The organism is Roseibium sp. MMSF_3412, from assembly GCF_030733265.1.
In the GTDB taxonomy this organism is placed as follows: Bacteria; Pseudomonadota; Alphaproteobacteria; order Rhizobiales; family Stappiaceae; genus Roseibium.
The window spans coordinates 718,898-736,886 of record NZ_JASHJI010000001.1; the positions used below are offsets into that span (position 1 = coordinate 718,898).

Genomic DNA, 17,989 nt, shown 5'->3' on the forward strand with positions numbered 1-17,989 from the left:
ACCGCCGATCCTTCGAGACGGACCTTCCGGTCCTCCTCAGGATGAGGTGTGTGCGTTGAGATGTTGTCCCGGGGTTCCCTGGTTGATGCCCGGTCCGGCGTTGCATCAACGCGGCGCTATCAAGTCCGGAGATTCTGCTCTAGATTGAGGAAAACTCATCAGGTGGAACTTGTCCGTTCATGGCGTCGCTCCGAGCCCTTCATGCGTTTTCCCTTCTGGCCCGCCATGGCCGCGCCTCCATTGCGGCGGAAAAACTCGGAGTTTCTCCGTCGGCTCTCTCGCACCTCATGCGCAAGCTCGAGAGCGAGTTGGGGGCGACACTGGTCAATCGCGACGGGCGGGGTCTGACTCTGACGGATGAGGGGCAGCGGCTCGCGCTGAGCCTTGGCGACGCCTTCGACAGGATCGAAGAAGCAGTCGACAGTTTCAAGCGGCGCGGGCGAACGGAACTCAGGATCAGCACTGTTTCCACCTTCGCCACGCGCTGGCTGATACCGCGCCTGCCGGAATTTCAGGCCGAGCAACCCGATGTCGAGCTGCTCTTGTCGACATCCACGCGGATGGTGGATCTCGATCGAGAAAACTACGACTGCGCGATCCGGCTCGGCACCGGAAGCTGGCCCAGCGTCGAGAGCCATCTCTTGTGGAAGGAGCATCTCGCCGTCGCAATGGCGCCAGGCCTTCTGAGCGGCAAGGACAGTTCGGATCCAGAAATCCTTAAGAACCTGCCGCTTCTGCACAGCTCCGCCCGGCGAAGCGACTGGACCGAGTGGCTGGAAACAGCGGGTATCAGCCATGACGACATCAACTCCGGCACGGTTCTGCAAAGCCGAGACCTGGCAATCCAGGCAGCCATTGCCGGCATGGGCGTCATCGTGATCGACCGCCGATTCGTCTCCCAGGAACTGGAGGCCGGGCACCTGGTGTCACCGGACTGGACAGTGCGGGAGCTGGAGACCGGGTACTGGTTCGTGAGATCGCCTGTCCGGACGCTCACCAGACCGGTCGCAGCGTTCCGGGACTGGCTGCAGGGGTCTGCAGGGGCCTAACCAGGAAAATACAAGACAGATTCCGGTCTTGCTCAGCCCGCCTTGACCAGAAGGTCGCCCAGGTTTTTTGCGCTCTCCGTCGCCCTGTCGCCATGGAGCGGCCAGTCCTGCATCAACCCTTCCACAATCAGGGTGATCTCGCCTTGCCGGTCCGGCAGGCCCGACAGCTCTGCCACCGCCCGGGCAACTTCCTTCTTGTGTCTTGCAAGCAGTGCACGGAGCCGCTCGTCCCGCGGCGCGGCGGCGACAGCGGCGTGAAACAGGCATCCGTGCGCCGCTTCCGACGCCATCCAGCCGGACACTTTGTCGAAGAGGAAATGCAGCACCGGTTCATCCGCTGCCTCCGCCTGATCAAACACGAACTCCATGTAGCGCCGGTGACGATGCTCCAGAGCACACAGCACCATTTCCTCCCGCGACGGCACGTATTTGTAGAGGGTTCTCAGACTGACCCCCGCCGCCTCGCGCAGACTGTCGATATTCGGTTCCGCAAACCCGTTTTCCGCAAACGCTCTTTCCAGCCCGGCGGCTATTCTGGTTTTCGTGTCGGTCATGGTTGACGAGGTAGAATAAATCCTCTACTTGAGCAAGTAGAACAATCATTCTACCGGAGAATTCCCATGTCCGTACCCGAAAAAATGCACGGCATCGTCCTGACCGGTCATGGTGGACCGGAAATGTTGCAGTGGCGTGAGGATCTCGACATACCGCGCCCGGGGCCCGGAGACGTTCTCATTCGCGTGCTTGCGGCCGGCGTCAACAACACGGACGTCAACACACGCATCGGCTGGTATTCGAAGGGTGACAATGACGCCGAAGACGCGTCCTGGGCCGGCACTGCGTTGAAACTTCCGCTGATCCAGGGTGCGGATGTCTGCGGTACGATCACAGCCGTCGGCGCAGGCGTAGACCCGGCACGGATCGGTGAGCGGGTCATCATCGAACCCTGCCTCAGGGAAGCGGACGGCAAAGACCTCGTCTCGCCCTGGTATTTCGGGTCGGAATGCAACGGTGGCTTTGCCCAGTTCACGAAAGTCGCCTCACGCCATGCCCATGCAATCAGCTGCGATCTGACCGACGCCGAGCTGGCCTCCTTTCCCTGTTCCTACTCAACGGCTGAAAACATGCTTGAACGGACCGGCGTCAAGGCTGGGGACACGGTCTTCGTTACCGGGGCGTCAGGTGGTGTCGGATCTGCTGCGATCCAACTGGCAAAGGCCCGGGGCGCGACCGTCATCGCGGTTACGAGCCCGTCGAAGTCCGGCGCTCTGCTAGAGCTGGGAGCAGCCCGGACCCTGGACAGGGATGCGGATTATGCCGGTGAACTCGGAATGAATTCGGTCGACGTCGTGATCGACCTTGTGGCCGGCGAAAAGTGGCCTTCCCTGCTCGATATCCTGAAACCGGGTGGACGGTATGCGGTTTCCGGTGCAATCGGAGGACCCATGGTGGAGCTGGACGTGCGCACGCTTTATCTGAAAGATCTCAGCTTCTTCGGCTGCACGGTTCTGGAACCGCAGGTCTTCGGCAATCTGGTCACCCGGATCGAGCGCAGGGAAATCAAACCGCTTGTTGCCGAAACCTACCCCTTACGCGAGATCACCGCCGCGCAGGACGCTTTCGGCAAAAAGGGGCACATCGGCAAGATCGTCCTCACGGTTTCCTGAGAGTAAATGCCGAGGCGACCGTGTCGCTTTGCGCACGGCTCTGCGTTGCCTCAAGCCGCCAGAATGATGCCGATGACGGCCGCAACAATCAAAAGGCAACCGACGATTTCCGACCGCGTGATCACCTCCTTGAACACCAGCCAGGAGGCCAGGAACGTGAACACCAATTCGATCTGGGCCAAGGCGCGCACATAGGCGACATTCTGCAATGTCATGGCCGTGAACCAGCCGATGGACCCTGCAACGCCCGACGCGCCCACCCAGATCGCAGCCCTCCAGGCCTTCAGGCTGGCGCGCAGTTCCTCCGGTTCGCGAATGCTCATCCAGATCGTCATCGCGAGGGTCTGGAACACGGTTGCATAGACAAGAGCGGTCGCCGCCTGCATGGCGACCGTCGTTCCCTCCAGCGACAGGGACGCGGTGCGATAGGCCACTGCCGACGCACCGAAGAAGGCTGCCGATGCAAACCCGATCAGGGCGGGCCGGCCGAAAAGCGAAGAGCGCACCGCCGATGCGGTGAGCGGCACGCGCGCAAGCGAAATGACAATGACCCCGGCGATGCCGACCAAGATGCAAAAAGCGGCGACCCAGGTGACGTGTTCGCCGAGCACGACCAGTCCGAACAGCGCCGCCTGGATCGGCTCGGTTTTCGAATAGGCCGTCCCGACCGCGAAATTGCGGAAAGAGAACAGGTAGATCAGCAGGAAGGTCGCCACGATCTGCGCCAGCCCTCCAAGCGCGCCTGCAACAACGAGTGTCATGGTCGGCGCGGGCAACGGGCTGCCGAGCACGAAATGCAGAACCGCTGCATAAATCAGCGCAAAGGGAACACCGTAGCCGAAACGGACAAAGGTCGCACCGGTGTTGCCGAGCCTGCCCTTCAGATGCTTTTGCATTGCCGTGCGCAGGTTCTGGCAAAATGCAGCAAATATCGTGATCGGGATCCAGAGTTCCACGCCAGCCGACTCGCTTCAGTTGATGTCAGATCATCTTACGCCGTTCGTTTTTCCTGAAAACTAGCGAAAACGGCAAGGGTCACGTTATTTTTGCTCAATATAGCCAACAGCCAAATTAGGCAGAACATGCCGGGGGGACACCGAAAACCAGTCGGCCTCGCACCTCCCCCGATCCCGGCTCGCGCTGCGCTTGGCCGGGATGACTAACTTACACTCAATGACTTCATCCCGAGGAAACGCGGCAGCGCTGTTTCGAAGGATGGGCCGCATGCTCTGAGTTAGCCGACGATCCTTCGAGATGCACGCAAGCGCGCTCCTCAGGATGAGGCCGCGTATCGGATGCGTCGCCCGAGCGGAAACCGGCTGCTGGCGGCGCAATGTCGCCTCCGGAACACTTGCCATCCCGGCAATGCTTGACAGGGCTTGGTCCGGCGGCTTAGGTCCGCGCACGAAACCATTCATGCCCGGAGACCTCAGCCAGATGACTCACGACCTTGCCGCCCTGTCCCAGATTATCGACGCGGCATTTGAAGACCGCGCTTCCATAGATACCGCCACAACAGGTGAGATCCGCGATGCCGTCGAGACCACACTCAACCTGCTCGACCACGGCCAGCTGCGCGTTGCGGAGAAGAAGGACGGCGACTGGAGTGTCAACCAGTGGGCCAAGAAAGCCGTGCTGCTGTCGTTCCGGCTCAACGCGATGGAAGTCATCAAGGGCGGACCGGGAGAAGCTGTCTGGTGGGACAAGGTCCCCTCGAAATTCGACAGCTGGAGCGGACTTGAGTTTGAACAGGCAGGATTCAGGGCCGTGCCGAACTGTACGGTGCGCCGGTCGGCCTTCATCGGCAAGGGCGTCGTCCTGATGCCGTCCTTCGTCAATCTCGGTGCCTATGTCGATGAAGGAACCATGGTCGACACCTGGGCAACGGTCGGCTCCTGTGCGCAGATCGGCAAGAATGTTCACCTGTCCGGCGGCGTCGGCATCGGCGGCGTCCTGGAACCGCTGCAGGCCGGCCCGGTCATCATTGAAGACAATTGCTTCATCGGTGCCCGCTCGGAGGTTGTCGAAGGCTGTATTGTGCGCGAAGGCTCCGTCCTTGGCATGGGTGTCTATATCGGCAAGTCGACCAGGATCGTGAACCGCATGACCGGCGAGATCAGTTACGGCGAAGTCCCGCCCTACTCGGTTGTCGTTGCCGGTTCGATGCCAACGTCCAGCCTGATGGGCAACGGGGAAGCCGCCCCCAACCTTTATTGCGCCGTCATCGTGAAAACGGTCGATGAACAGACGCGATCGAAAACGGCCATCAACGAACTGCTGCGCGACTGATCGACAGCCTTTCGACGCAACCGAACCCCGCCCCAAGTGGCGGGGTTTTTCATACCCGCCACAAGATACCGACCACTTGCTCGATCACGAGTGACAGAAGAAATTCAAGGACGACGACGCCGATCGCAAGACTGATCGATGCCTGAAGCACAATCCGGGCAATCAGGAAATGATACCAGAGGATCGCGAGCAGACTGGTCAGCGCCAGCAAAATGGTGATGCCTGGCGAAATGATGCCGAGCAAAAACAGGATATAGGTGATCATGTAGGGAACAGCCGTCAAAAGGCTGGACCAGTTGCGGACAACGATGAACGGCACATAGCGCTGGGAAATGCCGATGGGCGCGGCAATCAGCGCAAGGACAACCGGCATGGCGATCCAGTTGACGCCATGGCCGAAAAACAGCGCCGTCCAGTAGGCACCGTCCGGAAAGCCCTCCGGGTGGTACATGTTTTCCGCGATGAAGAACTGCCTTTCAAACAGACCATTGAGAAGGTAGAGCGGGATCAGCAGGAAGATGACCTGGAACGAACGCCAGAATCCCTGAAGCGACTGGTCGAAATAGGCCTGTCCTTCGGGCCGGTTGCGCAGCAGCAGCCAGGACCCGTCGAGGGCTGCCCGGATTTCGTTCATGCTAATCAAGTTCGAGACGCTCCCGGTTCCTCTGAAAAATAGCTTACGAGAAATCGTTTGTAGATGGCGGTCAGGCGCTCAAGATCGTCAACGCTGACACATTCATCAACCTTGTGCATCGTCTGACCGACAAGCCCGAATTCGACGACCGGGCAGTAATTCTTGATAAACCGTGCGTCGGACGTGCCGCCCCCGGTCGACAATTCGGGTCTGCGCCCGGTTTCCATCTCAACCGCTGTTCCCAGCGTTTCAATCAGTGCTTCGTCCTTCGTCAGGAACGATTCACTGGCATCGCGCTTGAACTCCAGGTCGAGTTTCAGATCACCAAGCTGGACAGCCCCAAGTATCCCTTGAATTTTCGCCTTGAGGCTCTCGAGCGACCATTCGTCATTGTAGCGGATGTTGAACCGGGCCCGAGCATGAGCCGGGATGACGTTGAAAGCCGGATTGCCCACATCCACCGTCACGATTTCCAGGTTCGAGGGCTGGAACCGCTCGTTGCCCGTATCGAGTTCCAAGGCATCGAGCGCCGCCAGAAGACGAACGAGGCCGGGAATCGGGTTGTCGGCAAGATGCGGATAGGCAGCGTGTCCCTGCGTGCCGGAGACAGTGATCGTGCCGGAAAGCGAGCCTCTGCGGCCAACCTTGATCGCATCGCCCAGGGCCTCCGGATTGGTCGGTTCACCGACGATGCAGGCATCGAAGCTGTGCCCCTGGTTCCGGGCCCACTCAAGCAGCTTGACCGTCCCGTTCACGGCTGGACCTTCCTCGTCGCCCGTGATCAGAAAGGAAATCGCACCACCGAAATCCGGGCCGTAAGCGTCGAGGAACTCGCGGGCGGCGGCGGCAAAGGCGGCTACGGCTCCTTTCATGTCGACCGCGCCGCGGCCGTACAGGACACCGCCGGAAATGTCACCGCTGAAAGGTCCGTGGCTCCAGTCATCCTCGGCGCCTGCCGGCACAACATCCGTATGTCCTGCAAAGACGAAATGCGGCTGCCCCGATCCGATCGTTGCGAACAGGTTTTCAACGTCTGGCGTATCCTCGTCCGTGAAAACGACCCTGGAGACGGAAAAGCCCGCCTCTGCCAGGAGTTCTTCAAGCCTGGCCAAAGCCCCCCCCTCCGCTGGCGTCACGGAAGGGCAGCGGATCAGGTCCTGGGCGATGGAGACGACGTTTGACGGCATGGCAATCAGGATCTCACGACACAAATATGATGGAAATTGGATAAGGTCAGCTCTTGCGCCAATAGCTGTTTGGCAATGGGCCATTCTTGTTCGCCTGCATCTGGCTGGGTATGAACCCGAGCACCAGCACGACAATCAGATTGATCCCCGGCAGGAAGATGAGCAGGGCCCAGAAACCGCTTTGACCAATGTCCTGGAACCGCTTGATCACGATGGCGAGTTCGAACCATTGCAGTGCAAAAAACAAGAGCGGAAACAGCGGATTTGAACCGGCGAAGGCGCTTGGCGTCACATCCTCAGGGTTGGGAATGCCCGGAATGGACAAGAACCAGATGCGGATGGCCATTCCTATGATGACCCAGACAAGCGCGAAACAGAGCCAGTAAGGCTCCCTGCCAATGCGGCCGAAAGGACTCATGAGGGCCCAAACAGGACCTGGTGCGATATTCGCGCTCTGAGGGGGTGTGTTCATTCAAACCGGCTCGCGTAAATTAGTTCCGGACACGGAGGTAGACGGATACGCGTCCGGGATCAAGCGCCGTCGTTCCTTCAGACCAACGCAAAAGTTGCCAGGGGTATCCGTAAGGACGCGCAAAGTGTCCACATACTGGAATTTACGCCGCGGAATTTTTATGGATTTTGAACCGCAAGCATGTCTTATTTGAGATGCTTCAATACCACACCGTCGGGGGGCCCCATCATGACCGGTGCTATACAAAAACTCATATTCACCTGCACGTTAGCACTCTTCGTTTCCTTTTTCGCTTTGGCACCGTCAACAGGATCGGCACAGGACACATCGTCCGAGTTGCCGCCACCGCTTCAGCCTGAAGCCATGCAAAAGCTGGTGTCGGACCTCGACCCCGAGCAGGTCGAGGCCCTCACGGATCTGATGACCCTGCTGCAGCAAAGCGCCGCAGCGGGCGAAGCAGCGGCCGCGGCTCCCGAAGGCCCCGGGTTCGTTGCGCAGCTGCAAATGGCGGCGGGCAATTTCGGCGGCATGGTGGCCGGTCACTTCCAGAACCTGCCCGACCTGTTCACCAGTCTCTTTGCCGCCATCGGAGCGCTGTTTTCCGGCGCGATCGCGGGCCCGATCCACATCTTGATCGGTGCCATCGCACTCATTCTCGCAGCGGGTTTCGCTGGCGAGTTCCTGGTCAACCGCCTGATGGCCACCCGGCGGGACACCATCCAGAACAAGTCGCCGGAAAGCCTCTTTGAAACCGTCAAACTCGTGTCGACGCGTGCCGGCCTCGACCTTGGCGGTCTGATCATCTTCGCCGTGATTGCGCTCATTGTCGCGCGCGTCGCGGTTTTTGATCCGGTGACGCGGTCCTACGCGCTTCAGGCGGTCTTCTGGATCGTGTTCATGCCGAGGCTCGTCGCCGCACTTTTGCGCTTTGCCCTCGCGCCAAACCGGAGCGAATTGCGCCTCGTCACCGCCGACGATCCAACGGCAAGATCGCTTTATCACAATTTCACCACCCTCTTCGCCGTGGTCGGCGTCGCCTTTTTCCTGCGAAACCTGATGGAGGGCGCCGGTACGGATGCGGGCGGCACGTTCCGGTTTTTCGTCGGCTTCGGCGTCAATGCCTGGATCATTGCGGTGATCTGGAAAGCCCGGCACGGGCTGACCAGCATCATCCTGGGAGATGAGGACGATCCGACATCGGGCCTGGAGCGCATGGCGCGGTTCTGGCCCTATTTCTCCATGGCGTTCATTGCCTTCAACTGGCTGCTGGTTCAGTTCACCGCGAGCATGGGCGTTGACGCCCTGACCGCGGGCCGGTCTCTGGCCGTGATCGCACTTGTTGTTTTCGCGCCATTCCTCGACACGATGGTGCGCGGCATCGTTTCCCATATCGTGCCGCCCATGCAGGGTGAGGGTCCGGTTGCCGAAGCCGCCCACCTGCAGACACGGCACAGCTATGTCCGCATTGCGCGCGTGGCCCTGCTGGCGTTTCTCGTCCTGGTCGTTGGCCGCATCTACGGTCTGAACCTGCTGGCACTCGGCGGCGATGACGGCTCTGCGGTTGCCCGCAACAGCGTCATCTTCCTCCTGATCCTGGCAGCCGGCTACCTTGCGTGGGAGATCACGAACCTCTGGGTCGCCCATCAGCTGGCTAAGGATTCTCCCCCGGCGGAGTCCCAGGACGATGACGCGGAAATGGGCGGGGCCGGCAAGTCTCGCCTTGCAACGATCCTGCCGCTGATGCGCGTGGTTCTGCAGATCACAATCATCACCCTCACCGCGCTGCTTGCGCTCAGCCAGCTCGGCATCAACATCACACCGCTGCTGGCCGGTGCAGGCGTAATCGGCCTTGCCATCGGCTTCGGAGCACAGACACTGGTGCAGGACGTCGTTTCCGGCGTTTTCTTCCTGATGGACGATGCGTTCCGGCTTGGCGAATTCATCGATACGGGCGGCACACAGGGAACGATCGAAAAGATCTCGATCCGCTCGCTGCAGCTGCGCGGAACGAAAGGCGCGGTTCACATCGTTCCTTATGGCCAGATCCCGAAGCTCACCAACCTGTCGCGCGACTGGGTGATCATGAAGCTGAAATTCACCGTTCCGTTCGATACCGATGTCGAAAAGGTGCGAAAGCTCTTCAAGAAGATCGGTCAGGAAATCATGGAGATGGAAGAGTTCAAGGACGATCTGCTCGCGCCCTTCAAGGGACAGGGTGTCGCCGACGTGGACGATGTCGGCATCGTCGTGCGCGGAAAGTTCACCACCAAGCCGGGCAAGCAGTTCGGCGTGCGGAAGGAAATCTACAAGCGCGTGCAAAGGGCGTTTGAAGAAAACGACATCCAGTTCGCACGCAAGGAAGTCCGGGTGCAGCTTCCGGAAAACACCAACCTGGACGACAAGCAGAAAGAGGCACTTGCGTCGGCGGCGGCGGCCGCCTCGGCTGCCGAAACAGGCAAACCGCCCGCTTGACTGCAAAGACCTGTTTGCCGGGTTCCCCGTGCAGCAGGTCACGACCATTCGGGTCCCGGCCCGGATACATCGAAATGTGAAACTTCCCGGCCTGCTCAACAAGCCGGGAAACGTAAGCCTTTCTCCTCATTGAGCGATGCCGCCTTCCATGCCTAGAATTGAACGTCTGTAGGAGGGCAGGCTTCTTTTAATCGGCTTTTGGGAGGAAGCTGGCACATGAATGAGAATACGACGACCCCGGGTGAGCACGGAACGGGCAACGAACCGGCAACCGGGACATCGCGGACCGCAGCGAAAGACACGCTCCGGCCGATGCCGCTCGTCAACAGGATTACCGCCAACGATGTCATCGATGCACTGGCCAGCGGGCTTGCCGACTTCCGTGCAGCACCGGTTTATGGTCTCGCGATCGGCGCCCTCTTCGCCGTCGGCGGCCTCTTCGTGATCCTGAGTGCCGCCGCCCTGAAAATGAGCTACCTGTCCTATCCGGCCGCAGCCGGTTTCGTGCTGATCGGTCCGTTTGCCGCGGTCGGTCTCTACGAAGTCAGCAGGCGGCTTTCCTCAGGCGAGGAGCTTTCCTGGTCCGCCATCCTTGGCACGATGTGGGCGCAAAAGGGGCGCGAACTGTCCTGGATGGCCTTTGTCGTGCTCTTCATCCAGATCATGTGGATGTACCAGGTCAGGCTTCTGCTCGCCCTGTTCCTGGGGTTCAAGTCCTTTGCCACATTCGACGAGTTCCTGACGGAGGTCATCACCACACCGGAAGGCCTGATGTTCCTCGCAGTCGGACATGTTGTCGGAGCCATCCTGTCGCTGATCCTGTTCTCCCTGACGGTGGTCTCCTTTCCGCTTCTGCTGGAGGAAGACAGGGATTTCATTACCGCGATGATCACCAGCGTCCGTGCGGTGGTCACGTCACCGATCCCGATGATCGGCTGGGCGATCGTCGTCACGGCGCTGCTGATTGTCTCGATGGTGCCTGCATTTCTCGGCCTGATCGTGGTTCTGCCCGTTCTCGGACACACGACCTGGCATCTTTACAAGAAATGTGTCGTCATCCCCGAGAAGAGCCCGTCAGACGCGACACCTTAACGAAGGTTTGCGGCTATCTGCGAATTGGCGCGGCTTCGGTAAAGACAACCTTAGCCTCGCCGTGGCAGAGTGCGCGCGCGACGCAAGTTCATCACCGGCGCGAGGATGGGAATGAGCGAAACAGTTAAGGCAAGAACACCCTGGTCGGGATTGACCGGCATGGCATTGGGTGCGATCGCGCTTGTTCTGGCGCTTTTCCTGCACAGCGCAGGTCCGCTCGACCCGCAGCCGACCGTGGGACAATCGATCGGCGAAATCGCTGCAGACATAAGTTCGTCCGCCCTGAAGAAACTGAAGGGGGAAGAGTTGCCGCCGCCCGAGGCTCAGCCCTGGAGCCTCGACCGCTCGCTGGCCACAGCCGCCTATGTTCTTGCCGGACTTGCGGTGATCCTGGGTGTCGTCAGTCTGGTCCTCAGGGAGAACAGGCGCGTTGCCATTGCCGCGGTCGGCTTCGGCGGCATCGCGATCGGGTTTCAGCTGTTCGTCTGGACGGTGATGATCATCGCGGGCGTGATCATCATCGGGTATATCCTGACCCATCTCGGCGATATTTTCGGCGGTTTCGGTTAGGGAAGCGGCAACACGCTGTCCCGCACCTACTCCCCTTTTTCGACCGCGGCGTCAATTTCGGCCTTTCGCACCTGCCATTCCCGCAACAGCTCGACGTCCGTTTCGGCCGGGCGGTAATCAACGCGGGTGAGATAGAGACCGTCGGCTGGCGCGACCGGGCCGCAGGCCTTGCGGTCGCGGGCCTGAAGTGCTTCCGTGATCGCCCCCAGACCCCATTTGCCCTCGCCGACAAGTCTCAGCGAACCGACCATGGACCGGACCTGGTTGTGCAGGAACGACCGGGATGAGCACTCGGCGATGACGAATTCACCTTCCCGGTAGACCTTGAAATTCTCAAGCGTCTTTTCGGGGCTTTTCGCCTGGCAGCGTGCATGGCGGAACGTCGTGAAATCGTGGTGGCCGACGAATTCCTGAGCGGCCGCGTTCATCGCATCCGCATCAAGATCCGGTTTGACGTGCCAGGCCAGACCGAGTTGATGGGTCAGCGGCGGAACGCGGTTGTGGATACGGTACCGGTATGAGCGGCGGATAGCGGAGAAGCGGGCGTCGAACCCTTCGTGCATTTCCTCACAATCGAGGATCACCACCGGATCCGGCTGGCAATGAAAATTCATCGCTCCCATGACCGTTCTGACCGGCCAGGATTTCGACAGGTCGGCGTGACAGACCTGCCCGGTGGCATGGACACCGGTATCCGTTCGCCCGGCTCCGCCGATCGTGACCTCTTCGCCCGAGAACGCCTTGATGGCGCGCTCGACCACGGCCTGCACGGAGGGTCCGTTGGCCTGCCGTTGCCATCCGCAAAATGGGCGGCCGTCATACTCCACCGTAAGCTTGTATCGCGGCATCCTAGTAAAGCTCTGTTATTCAAATTCTTCGAACGGAGTGGCAAAGGCGACTTCAATCGGCAGATCGCGCGAACCGGCCTCGGTCAATGCGAGCGCCATGAAGGCATCGCCCGCGTAAGGTCCTTGAACCTTGCGCGCCAGCACCGGATCGAAGCCGAAGCGCGGATAGTAGGATGGCGGCCCAAGAACGAGGACAAGGTCTTCCCCAAGCTCGTTCAGTCTCTTAAGCGAAGCGGTGATCAGGGCGGTACCGACGCCCTGCCGCTGCGCCTCCGGCCAGACCGAAACCGGTGCAAGACAGGCAACCTGGAGCCCCTGCCCCGGACCGATTGCCGCCGGTGTGACACGGCTATAGGCGATATGGCCGAGTATCTTTCCATCCGCGTTCAGTGCGACCTGTTCCAGCACAAGCGCTCCGCAGTGACGCAGTTTTTCAACCAGACGCGCTTCCATGTCGGATGGGAAAGCAGCCGCCACGAGCTTGCGGACGTCGGCTTCGTCCCTTGCCCCGACATCGCGGACCGTGAGATTGCCTGCAATCATGTCATCGCTCATTCATCTCTCCTGTCACCCTTGTCCAGGCGCGCCCCTTCGCGAAGAGATGCGCCGCGCAAGAAATCGGACCCGCTCATGGGCTTCTTGCCCGCTCTTTGCACCTGCTCAAGACGGACGGCGCCGGAACCGCAGGCGATGACAGGAACGTCTGTCATATCGATGAGGGCTCCCGGAGCTCCGTCGCCGGTGGCAACCGAACTTCGGAGAACTTTCACCCGTTCCGGCTTGCTCCCAAGCGGCATCTCACACCAGGCACCGGGAAACGGCGACAGGCCACGAATGTGATTGTGCACCTCTTCGGCCGTCCTCGACCAGTCAATCCTTGTCTCCTGCTTTGAAAGCTTTGCAGCGTAACTGACCCCATCTTCAGCCTGTGCCTGCTCGCCGAGCCCGCCGCGCGACAGGGCGGCAAGGGCCCGCACCATGAGGTCACCGCCAAGACCGGACAATTGATCATGCAATTCGCCAGCCGTCATGTTGGGGCCGATGGCAACGGTTTCAGACATGCAGACAGGGCCGGTATCGAGGCCTTGTTCCATGCGCATGACCTGAACGGCGGTTTCCGTGTCGCCCGCCATGACGGCCCGGTTGATGGGAGCAGCGCCGCGCCAGCGGGGGAGCATCGAGGCATGAAGGTTGAGGCAGCCGAATTGCGGCGCGTCGAGGACGGCTTTGGGCAATAGAAGACCATAGGCGACGACAACCGCAACATCGGCATCAAGCGAGGCAAACTTCTCCTGTTCCTCGGCGTCCTTCAGGCTTTTGGGCGTAAAGACCGGAATCGAAAAGGACTCGGCAGCTTCGTGAACCGGTGACTTTTTCAGATCCATGCCCCTGCCGGCCGGGCGCGGCGGCTGCGAATAGCAGGCAATGACGTCGTGACCCTGTCCGACGATTTCCATAAGGGTCGGCACCGAAAATTCGGGGGTGCCCATAAAGACAACGCGAAGAGACATGTGGCTCCTTTGAGCTTCACCGGTGATACCAGGATTTGGCCCCTTATTGCGCCTTAAGCGATTGCGGGCAAGTGCGCAGGTGGCCACAGGCGGTTCACGGACTTATCCAGGGAGTGAACCAGGTGATGGTCTCATGAATGAGGCCGAAATGGTTTGAGACGGCTTGCTTCTTATCAAGGCGCGAAAGCGCAGGAAATGCGGCGCATTTTCAAGCCTTTCGCAACGCGGAGGAGGAGCAAGCCGGTCAAATCCGAAGGACATGAAAATGGCTACACCCCGTGGCGTCAGGGTGCTCGACCGGGCAGAAAGCCCGCTCCGCACACCCTTCCTGACGGGATTTCGCCATTTCGCATGCCATTTCAGTCTCATTTATGAGTCCATCACCTAAGCCTCTTCATCATTGCGGACAAGCGCAGCCACGCTGCATACTGGTTCACAATGATCTTTGACTTCACCGCCGTCCCGGACCTGATCCGGGACCTCCTGTGTTCCACCCGAACAGGCCCCGGTTCAAGACCGGGGCGGCGCCTAGCTTGCCACCTATCCTTCGAGACCAGACCTTTAGTCCTCCTCAGAAGGAGGTGCTGCTTTCTCTAACGGGTCATCCCCGACTTGATCGGGGATCCAATCCAAGTTTCCGCAATATGTGTCATGAGATGCAGACACCGACGGGATCTCCCTTCCATCAAACAACAGACTTTCTGGAAACGAGTGGGTCCCCGATCAAGCCGGGGATGACGAACAAACAAGATGCGAGCCTCCCTTGCCTCCAGACAGCGCTCAAGCAACGCTGAGACGTTTCCTCAGGATAAAGTTCTAGAGCGGGCTATTTCTAGCGGCTTAAGCCAGACCCGGCCAAAGGGCCTTGAGGCTGTCGGTCATCATTTCCATGGCGATGGCTGCAAGGATCATTCCCATGAGGCGGCTCATGACGCTGTTTGCGGTTTCGCCGAGAAACCGTTGCAGGAAGGGCGCGGAGAAGAAGGTTGCGATCAGCACGGCGATCGATGCGGCCACGGCAGCGATGTAGGCGATTTCCTGGCTGAAATCGTGCACCTGCCCGCGAAAGATGATCATGGTCGAGATCGACCCTGGTCCGAGGAGAATGGGCACCGTCAGCGGATAGATCGCCGGATTGTCCTGCGCCTTCATGTTCTCCTTTTCCTTGTCCGTCCCGTGATGCACGGGCGTGCTCTGGCCGCGGATCAGGTCAAGCGCAATCAGGAGGATCAGGAAGCCGCCGGCGAGGCGGAACGCGTCGAGGCTGATGCCGAACACCTTTAGGATGATGTCGCCCGTCAGGCCGATCACAAGGGCACCCGCCGACAGGCTGATCAGCAGCGTGAAGGCGACCTTGCGCTCGAATGCGGGACCGCGATCGGAGGTCAGCGCAAGAAAAACCGGCAGGTTGGCGATCGGACTCATGATCGCAAAGAGCGCGGCAAAGGTTTTCAGGAACAACTCCTGATCCATAGGTCCGCTCCCTTTCTACTGTCAGACTTTGCCGGCGAGTTTTGCCTGCTTGGTGAATTTCTTGACGACCCTGTCGCGCTTCAGCTTCGACAGGTAGTCAATGAACAATTTCCCGTTGAGATGGTCAAGCTCGTGCTGGATGCAGGTTGCCAGCAATCCGTCGGCCTTGATTTCCTTCTGCGCACCCTCGCGGTCCAGAAACTGCACGGTCACCTCGGCAGGACGTTCGACATCCTCGAAATACTCGGGGATCGACAGGCAACCTTCCTGATAGACCGACATGTCTTCGCTCGACCAGACGATTTCCGGGTTGATGAACACCATCGGTTCCTTCGGCGCGTCTTCCTTGGCGACATCCAGCACGAACATGCGCTTCAGAATGCCGATCTGGCTTGCTGCCAGACCAATGCCGGGCGCGTCGTACATGGTCTCCAGCATATCGTCGGAGAGCGCGCGGATGTCGTCGTCCACAGTCGCAACGCGTGCACAGACCTCGCGCAGGACCGGGTCCGGGATAGTAATGATCGGGCGTTTTGTCATGCGCCTGACATAGGCAATCGCGCGGCGGCGGTCAACGCGGAAATCAAGGGCTTCACGCGTGTTTTCAACGTTCGCGTACCCGGTTGCGGATGTGCCTTGCGGCCGAATCGTTCTATGTTTGTTTCATGAACGAGATCTTGTTTGAGTTGAGTGGCCGTCCGGTGACGGTGCTGGAGGCTGCCATCGCGGGCGGCCTGTTCCTGCTGGCGCTGATTGTCTGGCTGGTTCTGAAAACCTTGCGCCAGATCCGCGAACGCGCGGACGCGGACAGTGCCGCCACGGAGCGTATCCACGAGCTGGAAAGCCACTTGTCCCAGCTTCTGAAATCGCAGGGCGAGATGACGGGCCGCATGCAGACAATGGCGGAAGTGTTCGGAACACGGCAGTCGGACATGATGCGCGCTGTCAACGAACGCCTCGACGGCATGGGGCACAAGCTGGGCCTGTCCATGTCCGACACGACCAAGAAGACCCAGGACGGCCTCAGACAGTTGCACGAGCGCCTCGCTGTGATCGACAGGGCGCAGCGGACAATTACCGATCTTTCCGGACAGGTCGGACAGTTGCAGGCGATCCTGTCGAACAAGCAGACACGCGGTGCTTTCGGCCAGGGGCGGATGGAAGCGATCATTCAGGACCAGATGGCCCCGAGCACCTATTCCTTTCAGGCAACGCTTTCGAACAACAGCCGGCCGGACTGCCTGATCCACATGCCCAACGGGGCACCGTCGCTGGCAATCGATGCCAAGTTTCCGCTCGAGGCCTTCAATCTCCTGCGCGATGCAGAAACGGAAGATCAGCTGAAATACGCACAATCCCAGTTCCGCCGCGACTTCGCCAAGCACATCCAGGACATCAGCGAGAAATACCTTCTTCCCGGCGAAACCCAGGATACGGCGTTCCTGTTTGTCCCGTCCGAAAGCGTGTTCGCGGAGCTCAACGAGGGGTTTGAAGACCTGATCCAGAAGGCGCACCGAGCCAGGGTCGTGATCGTGTCACCGTCGCTGCTGATGCTGTCGATCCAGGTAATCCAGTCGGTGTTGCGGGATGCCAAGATGCGCGAGCAGGCGCATCTTATCCAGGCGGAAGTCGGACATCTGATCACGGATGTCGGACGTCTCAACGACCGCGTCGGAAAGCTGCAATCCCACTTTGCACAGGCCAACAAGGACATCGACCAGATCCTGATTTCAACCGACAAGATCACCAAGCGCAGCCGCAAGATCGAGGATCTGGAACTCGGCGAAGCGGAGGCAGCCCGAGAAGAGGTGAGCAGTCCGGAACCCCAGTTGTCCCTGGCACCAAAAGCCTAGGCGGGGTTCTGAAGGCGGCGTGCCCTGGTGATCGCGCCCCACTCGGTCGCGGCGATACGTTCTATCGCAGTGTCGAGCGGCTCATAGTCAACAGTCATCGTAAACCCGTTTGCATGCAGCAGCACGTTCGGGCCGGTAACGATCCCCACATGGCCTTTCCAGAAGACGAGGTCTCCGCGCTGAAACGCCGATGGGTCGTCGTGCGGGATCTCGTGCCCGGCATTGTTTTCCTGCATGTCGCTGTCGCGGGGAACATCGATGCCCCCGGCTTGCGCCGCCAGCTGGACCAGCGCGGAACAGTCAAGCCCGACACTCGTGCGCCCGCCCCAAAGATAAGGGGTGCCGCGCATCTCCTCGGCAACACCGACCCAGTCGGGCTCGGCCGCGTCCAGCCCGACCAGATGCTTTGCCACGACCGCCGAGCCGTCGCTCAGGATGGCATATTTCAGACCGCGGGTTTCAGCCTCGCCAGCGACCGTGACCTTCGAGCCGATCGACAGGAATCCCATCGGCGGGAACTTCAGGTCGGGACCGGGATAGCGATAGGTTCGCAGGGCGCGCACGCGATGCGTTGCCGCCGTGACCGGGCCCAGCCCGTCCGACGAAAACCAGCCGACATATCCATCCGTGTCGAGCTGCCCCCACGCCCAGCCTTCGGCGGTCTTTTCGTATACGGTGACCCATTCGCCGCACAGGGCTTCGGTTTCGATGGAGCGGTCCGGACGCGGTTCCGGCCGGACTGCAAGGCTGTCTGCCGTCACCTGCAGAACCTCACCTTCAACGAAGCGTGCGGCTTCGACCCGGCCCTGGTAATCCAATGCGGCCAGATCCAGACGAACGGGATGCAAACGGCGGTCGAAAAGGTTCTTCAT

The 17,989-nt window shown here is 60.2% G+C and carries 19 protein-coding genes; 8 read left to right on the top strand and 11 right to left on the bottom strand.

Features of this window, described 5'->3' with window-relative positions; translation table 11 throughout:
- The first annotated feature begins 179 nt into the window (after window positions 1-179).
- A complete protein-coding gene (locus tag RBB49_RS03225; protein WP_306141217.1) occupies window positions 180-1,049 on the top strand; it encodes a LysR substrate-binding domain-containing protein in 870 nt (289 codons plus the stop codon).
- Window positions 1,050-1,081: 32 nt separating this feature from the next.
- Here RBB49_RS03225 and RBB49_RS03230 read toward each other — a convergent pair whose 3' ends face one another.
- The gene (locus RBB49_RS03230) at window positions 1,082-1,603 is read right to left on the bottom strand and encodes a TetR/AcrR family transcriptional regulator (protein WP_306141218.1); all 522 of its coding nucleotides are present in this window, start codon (window positions 1,601-1,603) and stop codon (window positions 1,082-1,084) included.
- 66 nt (window positions 1,604-1,669) lie between these two features.
- Here RBB49_RS03230 and RBB49_RS03235 point away from each other — a divergent pair, with 66 nt between their 5' ends.
- Window positions 1,670-2,716 carry an alcohol dehydrogenase family protein gene (locus RBB49_RS03235; RefSeq protein ID WP_306141219.1) on the top strand — a complete coding sequence of 349 codons (1,047 nt, stop codon included), beginning with the start codon at window positions 1,670-1,672 and terminating at the stop codon, window positions 2,714-2,716.
- 50 nt (window positions 2,717-2,766) lie between these two features.
- On the opposite strand, the gene RBB49_RS03240 is transcribed toward RBB49_RS03235, so the two are convergent.
- The gene (locus RBB49_RS03240) at window positions 2,767-3,672 is read right to left on the bottom strand and encodes a DMT family transporter (protein ID WP_306141220.1); all 906 of its coding nucleotides are present in this window, start codon (window positions 3,670-3,672) and stop codon (window positions 2,767-2,769) included.
- 481 nt (window positions 3,673-4,153) lie between these two features.
- On the opposite strand from RBB49_RS03240, the gene dapD reads away from it, so the two are divergent.
- On the top strand, window positions 4,154-5,005 hold the full coding sequence (gene dapD, locus RBB49_RS03245) for a 2,3,4,5-tetrahydropyridine-2,6-dicarboxylate N-succinyltransferase (RefSeq protein ID WP_306141359.1): 852 nt from the start codon (window positions 4,154-4,156) through the stop codon (window positions 5,003-5,005).
- A 49-nt stretch (window positions 5,006-5,054) separates the two neighbouring features.
- On the opposite strand, the gene RBB49_RS03250 is transcribed toward dapD, so the two are convergent.
- From RBB49_RS03250 to RBB49_RS03260, 3 genes are read right to left on the bottom strand one after another with little or no spacing between them, the layout of a single operon-like run.
- Window positions 5,055-5,639 (bottom strand): hypothetical protein, encoded by a 585-nt coding sequence (locus tag RBB49_RS03250; protein WP_306141360.1) that lies wholly within the window; start codon window positions 5,637-5,639, stop codon window positions 5,055-5,057.
- Between the two features lie 5 nt (window positions 5,640-5,644).
- Window positions 5,645-6,826, bottom strand: coding sequence for a succinyl-diaminopimelate desuccinylase (dapE, locus tag RBB49_RS03255; protein WP_306141221.1), 1,182 nt, complete (start codon window positions 6,824-6,826; stop codon window positions 5,645-5,647).
- A gap of 46 nt (window positions 6,827-6,872) precedes the next feature.
- On the bottom strand, window positions 6,873-7,244 hold the full coding sequence (locus RBB49_RS03260; RefSeq protein ID WP_306141222.1) for a DUF805 domain-containing protein: 372 nt from the start codon (window positions 7,242-7,244) through the stop codon (window positions 6,873-6,875).
- Window positions 7,245-7,526: 282 nt separating this feature from the next.
- Here RBB49_RS03260 and RBB49_RS03265 point away from each other — a divergent pair, with 282 nt between their 5' ends.
- The 3 genes from RBB49_RS03265 to RBB49_RS03275 all read left to right on the top strand — a co-directional run bounded on the left by RBB49_RS03265 (window position 7,527) and on the right by RBB49_RS03275 (window position 11,432).
- Window positions 7,527-9,770, top strand: coding sequence for a mechanosensitive ion channel family protein (locus RBB49_RS03265; RefSeq protein WP_306141223.1), 2,244 nt, complete (start codon window positions 7,527-7,529; stop codon window positions 9,768-9,770).
- Between the two features lie 312 nt (window positions 9,771-10,082).
- Complete coding sequence (locus RBB49_RS03270) at window positions 10,083-10,862, top strand: DUF2189 domain-containing protein (protein WP_306141361.1); 780 nt, start codon at window positions 10,083-10,085, stop codon at window positions 10,860-10,862.
- 111 nt (window positions 10,863-10,973) lie between these two features.
- A complete protein-coding gene (locus tag RBB49_RS03275) occupies window positions 10,974-11,432 on the top strand; it encodes a hypothetical protein (protein ID WP_306141224.1) in 459 nt (152 codons plus the stop codon).
- 26 nt (window positions 11,433-11,458) lie between these two features.
- Here RBB49_RS03275 and truA read toward each other — a convergent pair whose 3' ends face one another.
- Genes truA through fmt form a run of 3 tightly spaced genes read right to left on the bottom strand, consistent with a single transcriptional unit; the run spans window position 11,459 to window position 13,791 of the window.
- Window positions 11,459-12,280, bottom strand: a complete 822-nt coding sequence (gene truA, locus RBB49_RS03280; protein ID WP_306141225.1) for a tRNA pseudouridine(38-40) synthase TruA — start codon at window positions 12,278-12,280, stop codon at window positions 11,459-11,461.
- 15 nt (window positions 12,281-12,295) lie between these two features.
- The gene (locus tag RBB49_RS03285; protein WP_306141226.1) at window positions 12,296-12,835 is read right to left on the bottom strand and encodes a GNAT family N-acetyltransferase; all 540 of its coding nucleotides are present in this window, start codon (window positions 12,833-12,835) and stop codon (window positions 12,296-12,298) included.
- Window positions 12,832-13,791 (bottom strand): methionyl-tRNA formyltransferase, encoded by a 960-nt coding sequence (fmt, locus tag RBB49_RS03290; protein ID WP_306141227.1) that lies wholly within the window; start codon window positions 13,789-13,791, stop codon window positions 12,832-12,834. Before fmt ends, RBB49_RS03285 begins: the two co-directional genes overlap by 4 nt.
- A gap of 265 nt (window positions 13,792-14,056) precedes the next feature.
- Here fmt and RBB49_RS03295 point away from each other — a divergent pair, with 265 nt between their 5' ends.
- Window positions 14,057-14,179, top strand: coding sequence for a hypothetical protein (locus tag RBB49_RS03295; RefSeq protein ID WP_306141228.1), 123 nt, complete (start codon window positions 14,057-14,059; stop codon window positions 14,177-14,179).
- Between the two features lie 452 nt (window positions 14,180-14,631).
- Here the strand turns inward: RBB49_RS03295 and RBB49_RS03300 are convergent, their stop codons facing one another.
- Both RBB49_RS03300 and def read right to left on the bottom strand, forming a co-directional pair.
- A complete protein-coding gene (locus tag RBB49_RS03300) occupies window positions 14,632-15,264 on the bottom strand; it encodes a MarC family protein (RefSeq protein WP_306141229.1) in 633 nt (210 codons plus the stop codon).
- A 21-nt stretch (window positions 15,265-15,285) separates the two neighbouring features.
- On the bottom strand, window positions 15,286-15,804 hold the full coding sequence (gene def, locus RBB49_RS03305) for a peptide deformylase (RefSeq protein WP_306141230.1): 519 nt from the start codon (window positions 15,802-15,804) through the stop codon (window positions 15,286-15,288).
- A 125-nt stretch (window positions 15,805-15,929) separates the two neighbouring features.
- On the opposite strand from def, the gene RBB49_RS03310 reads away from it, so the two are divergent.
- Window positions 15,930-17,117 (top strand): DNA recombination protein RmuC, encoded by a 1,188-nt coding sequence (locus RBB49_RS03310; protein WP_306141231.1) that lies wholly within the window; start codon window positions 15,930-15,932, stop codon window positions 17,115-17,117.
- On the opposite strand, the gene RBB49_RS03315 is transcribed toward RBB49_RS03310, so the two are convergent.
- Window positions 17,114-17,989, bottom strand: coding sequence for a C40 family peptidase (locus tag RBB49_RS03315; RefSeq protein WP_306141362.1), 876 nt, complete (start codon window positions 17,987-17,989; stop codon window positions 17,114-17,116). The genes RBB49_RS03310 and RBB49_RS03315 overlap by 4 nt on opposite strands.

Excerpts from the sequence above, each read along its gene's own strand:
- RBB49_RS03225 (WP_306141217.1), top strand. The coding sequence starts at position 180 with ATGGCGTCGCTCCGAGCCCTTCATGCGTTTTCCCTTCTGGCCCGCCAT.
- RBB49_RS03230 (WP_306141218.1), bottom strand. The coding sequence starts at position 1,603 with ATGACCGACACGAAAACCAGAATAGCCGCCGGGCTGGAAAGAGCGTTT.
- RBB49_RS03235 (WP_306141219.1), top strand. The coding sequence starts at position 1,670 with ATGTCCGTACCCGAAAAAATGCACGGCATCGTCCTGACCGGTCATGGT.
- dapD (WP_306141359.1), top strand. The coding sequence starts at position 4,154 with ATGACTCACGACCTTGCCGCCCTGTCCCAGATTATCGACGCGGCATTT.
- RBB49_RS03250 (WP_306141360.1), bottom strand. The coding sequence starts at position 5,639 with ATGAACGAAATCCGGGCAGCCCTCGACGGGTCCTGGCTGCTGCTGCGC.
- dapE (WP_306141221.1), bottom strand. The coding sequence starts at position 6,826 with ATGCCGTCAAACGTCGTCTCCATCGCCCAGGACCTGATCCGCTGCCCT.
- RBB49_RS03260 (WP_306141222.1), bottom strand. The coding sequence starts at position 7,244 with ATGAGTCCTTTCGGCCGCATTGGCAGGGAGCCTTACTGGCTCTGTTTC.
- RBB49_RS03265 (WP_306141223.1), top strand. The coding sequence starts at position 7,527 with ATGACCGGTGCTATACAAAAACTCATATTCACCTGCACGTTAGCACTC.
- RBB49_RS03270 (WP_306141361.1), top strand. The coding sequence starts at position 10,083 with ATGCCGCTCGTCAACAGGATTACCGCCAACGATGTCATCGATGCACTG.
- RBB49_RS03275 (WP_306141224.1), top strand. The coding sequence starts at position 10,974 with ATGAGCGAAACAGTTAAGGCAAGAACACCCTGGTCGGGATTGACCGGC.
- truA (WP_306141225.1), bottom strand. The coding sequence starts at position 12,280 with ATGCCGCGATACAAGCTTACGGTGGAGTATGACGGCCGCCCATTTTGC.
- RBB49_RS03285 (WP_306141226.1), bottom strand. The coding sequence starts at position 12,835 with ATGAGCGATGACATGATTGCAGGCAATCTCACGGTCCGCGATGTCGGG.
- fmt (WP_306141227.1), bottom strand. The coding sequence starts at position 13,791 with ATGTCTCTTCGCGTTGTCTTTATGGGCACCCCCGAATTTTCGGTGCCG.
- RBB49_RS03295 (WP_306141228.1), top strand. The coding sequence starts at position 14,057 with ATGGCTACACCCCGTGGCGTCAGGGTGCTCGACCGGGCAGAAAGCCCG.
- RBB49_RS03300 (WP_306141229.1), bottom strand. The coding sequence starts at position 15,264 with ATGGATCAGGAGTTGTTCCTGAAAACCTTTGCCGCGCTCTTTGCGATC.
- def (WP_306141230.1), bottom strand. The coding sequence starts at position 15,804 with ATGACAAAACGCCCGATCATTACTATCCCGGACCCGGTCCTGCGCGAG.
- RBB49_RS03310 (WP_306141231.1), top strand. The coding sequence starts at position 15,930 with ATGAACGAGATCTTGTTTGAGTTGAGTGGCCGTCCGGTGACGGTGCTG.
- RBB49_RS03315 (WP_306141362.1), bottom strand. The coding sequence starts at position 17,989 with ATGAAGAACCTTTTCGACCGCCGTTTGCATCCCGTTCGTCTGGATCTG.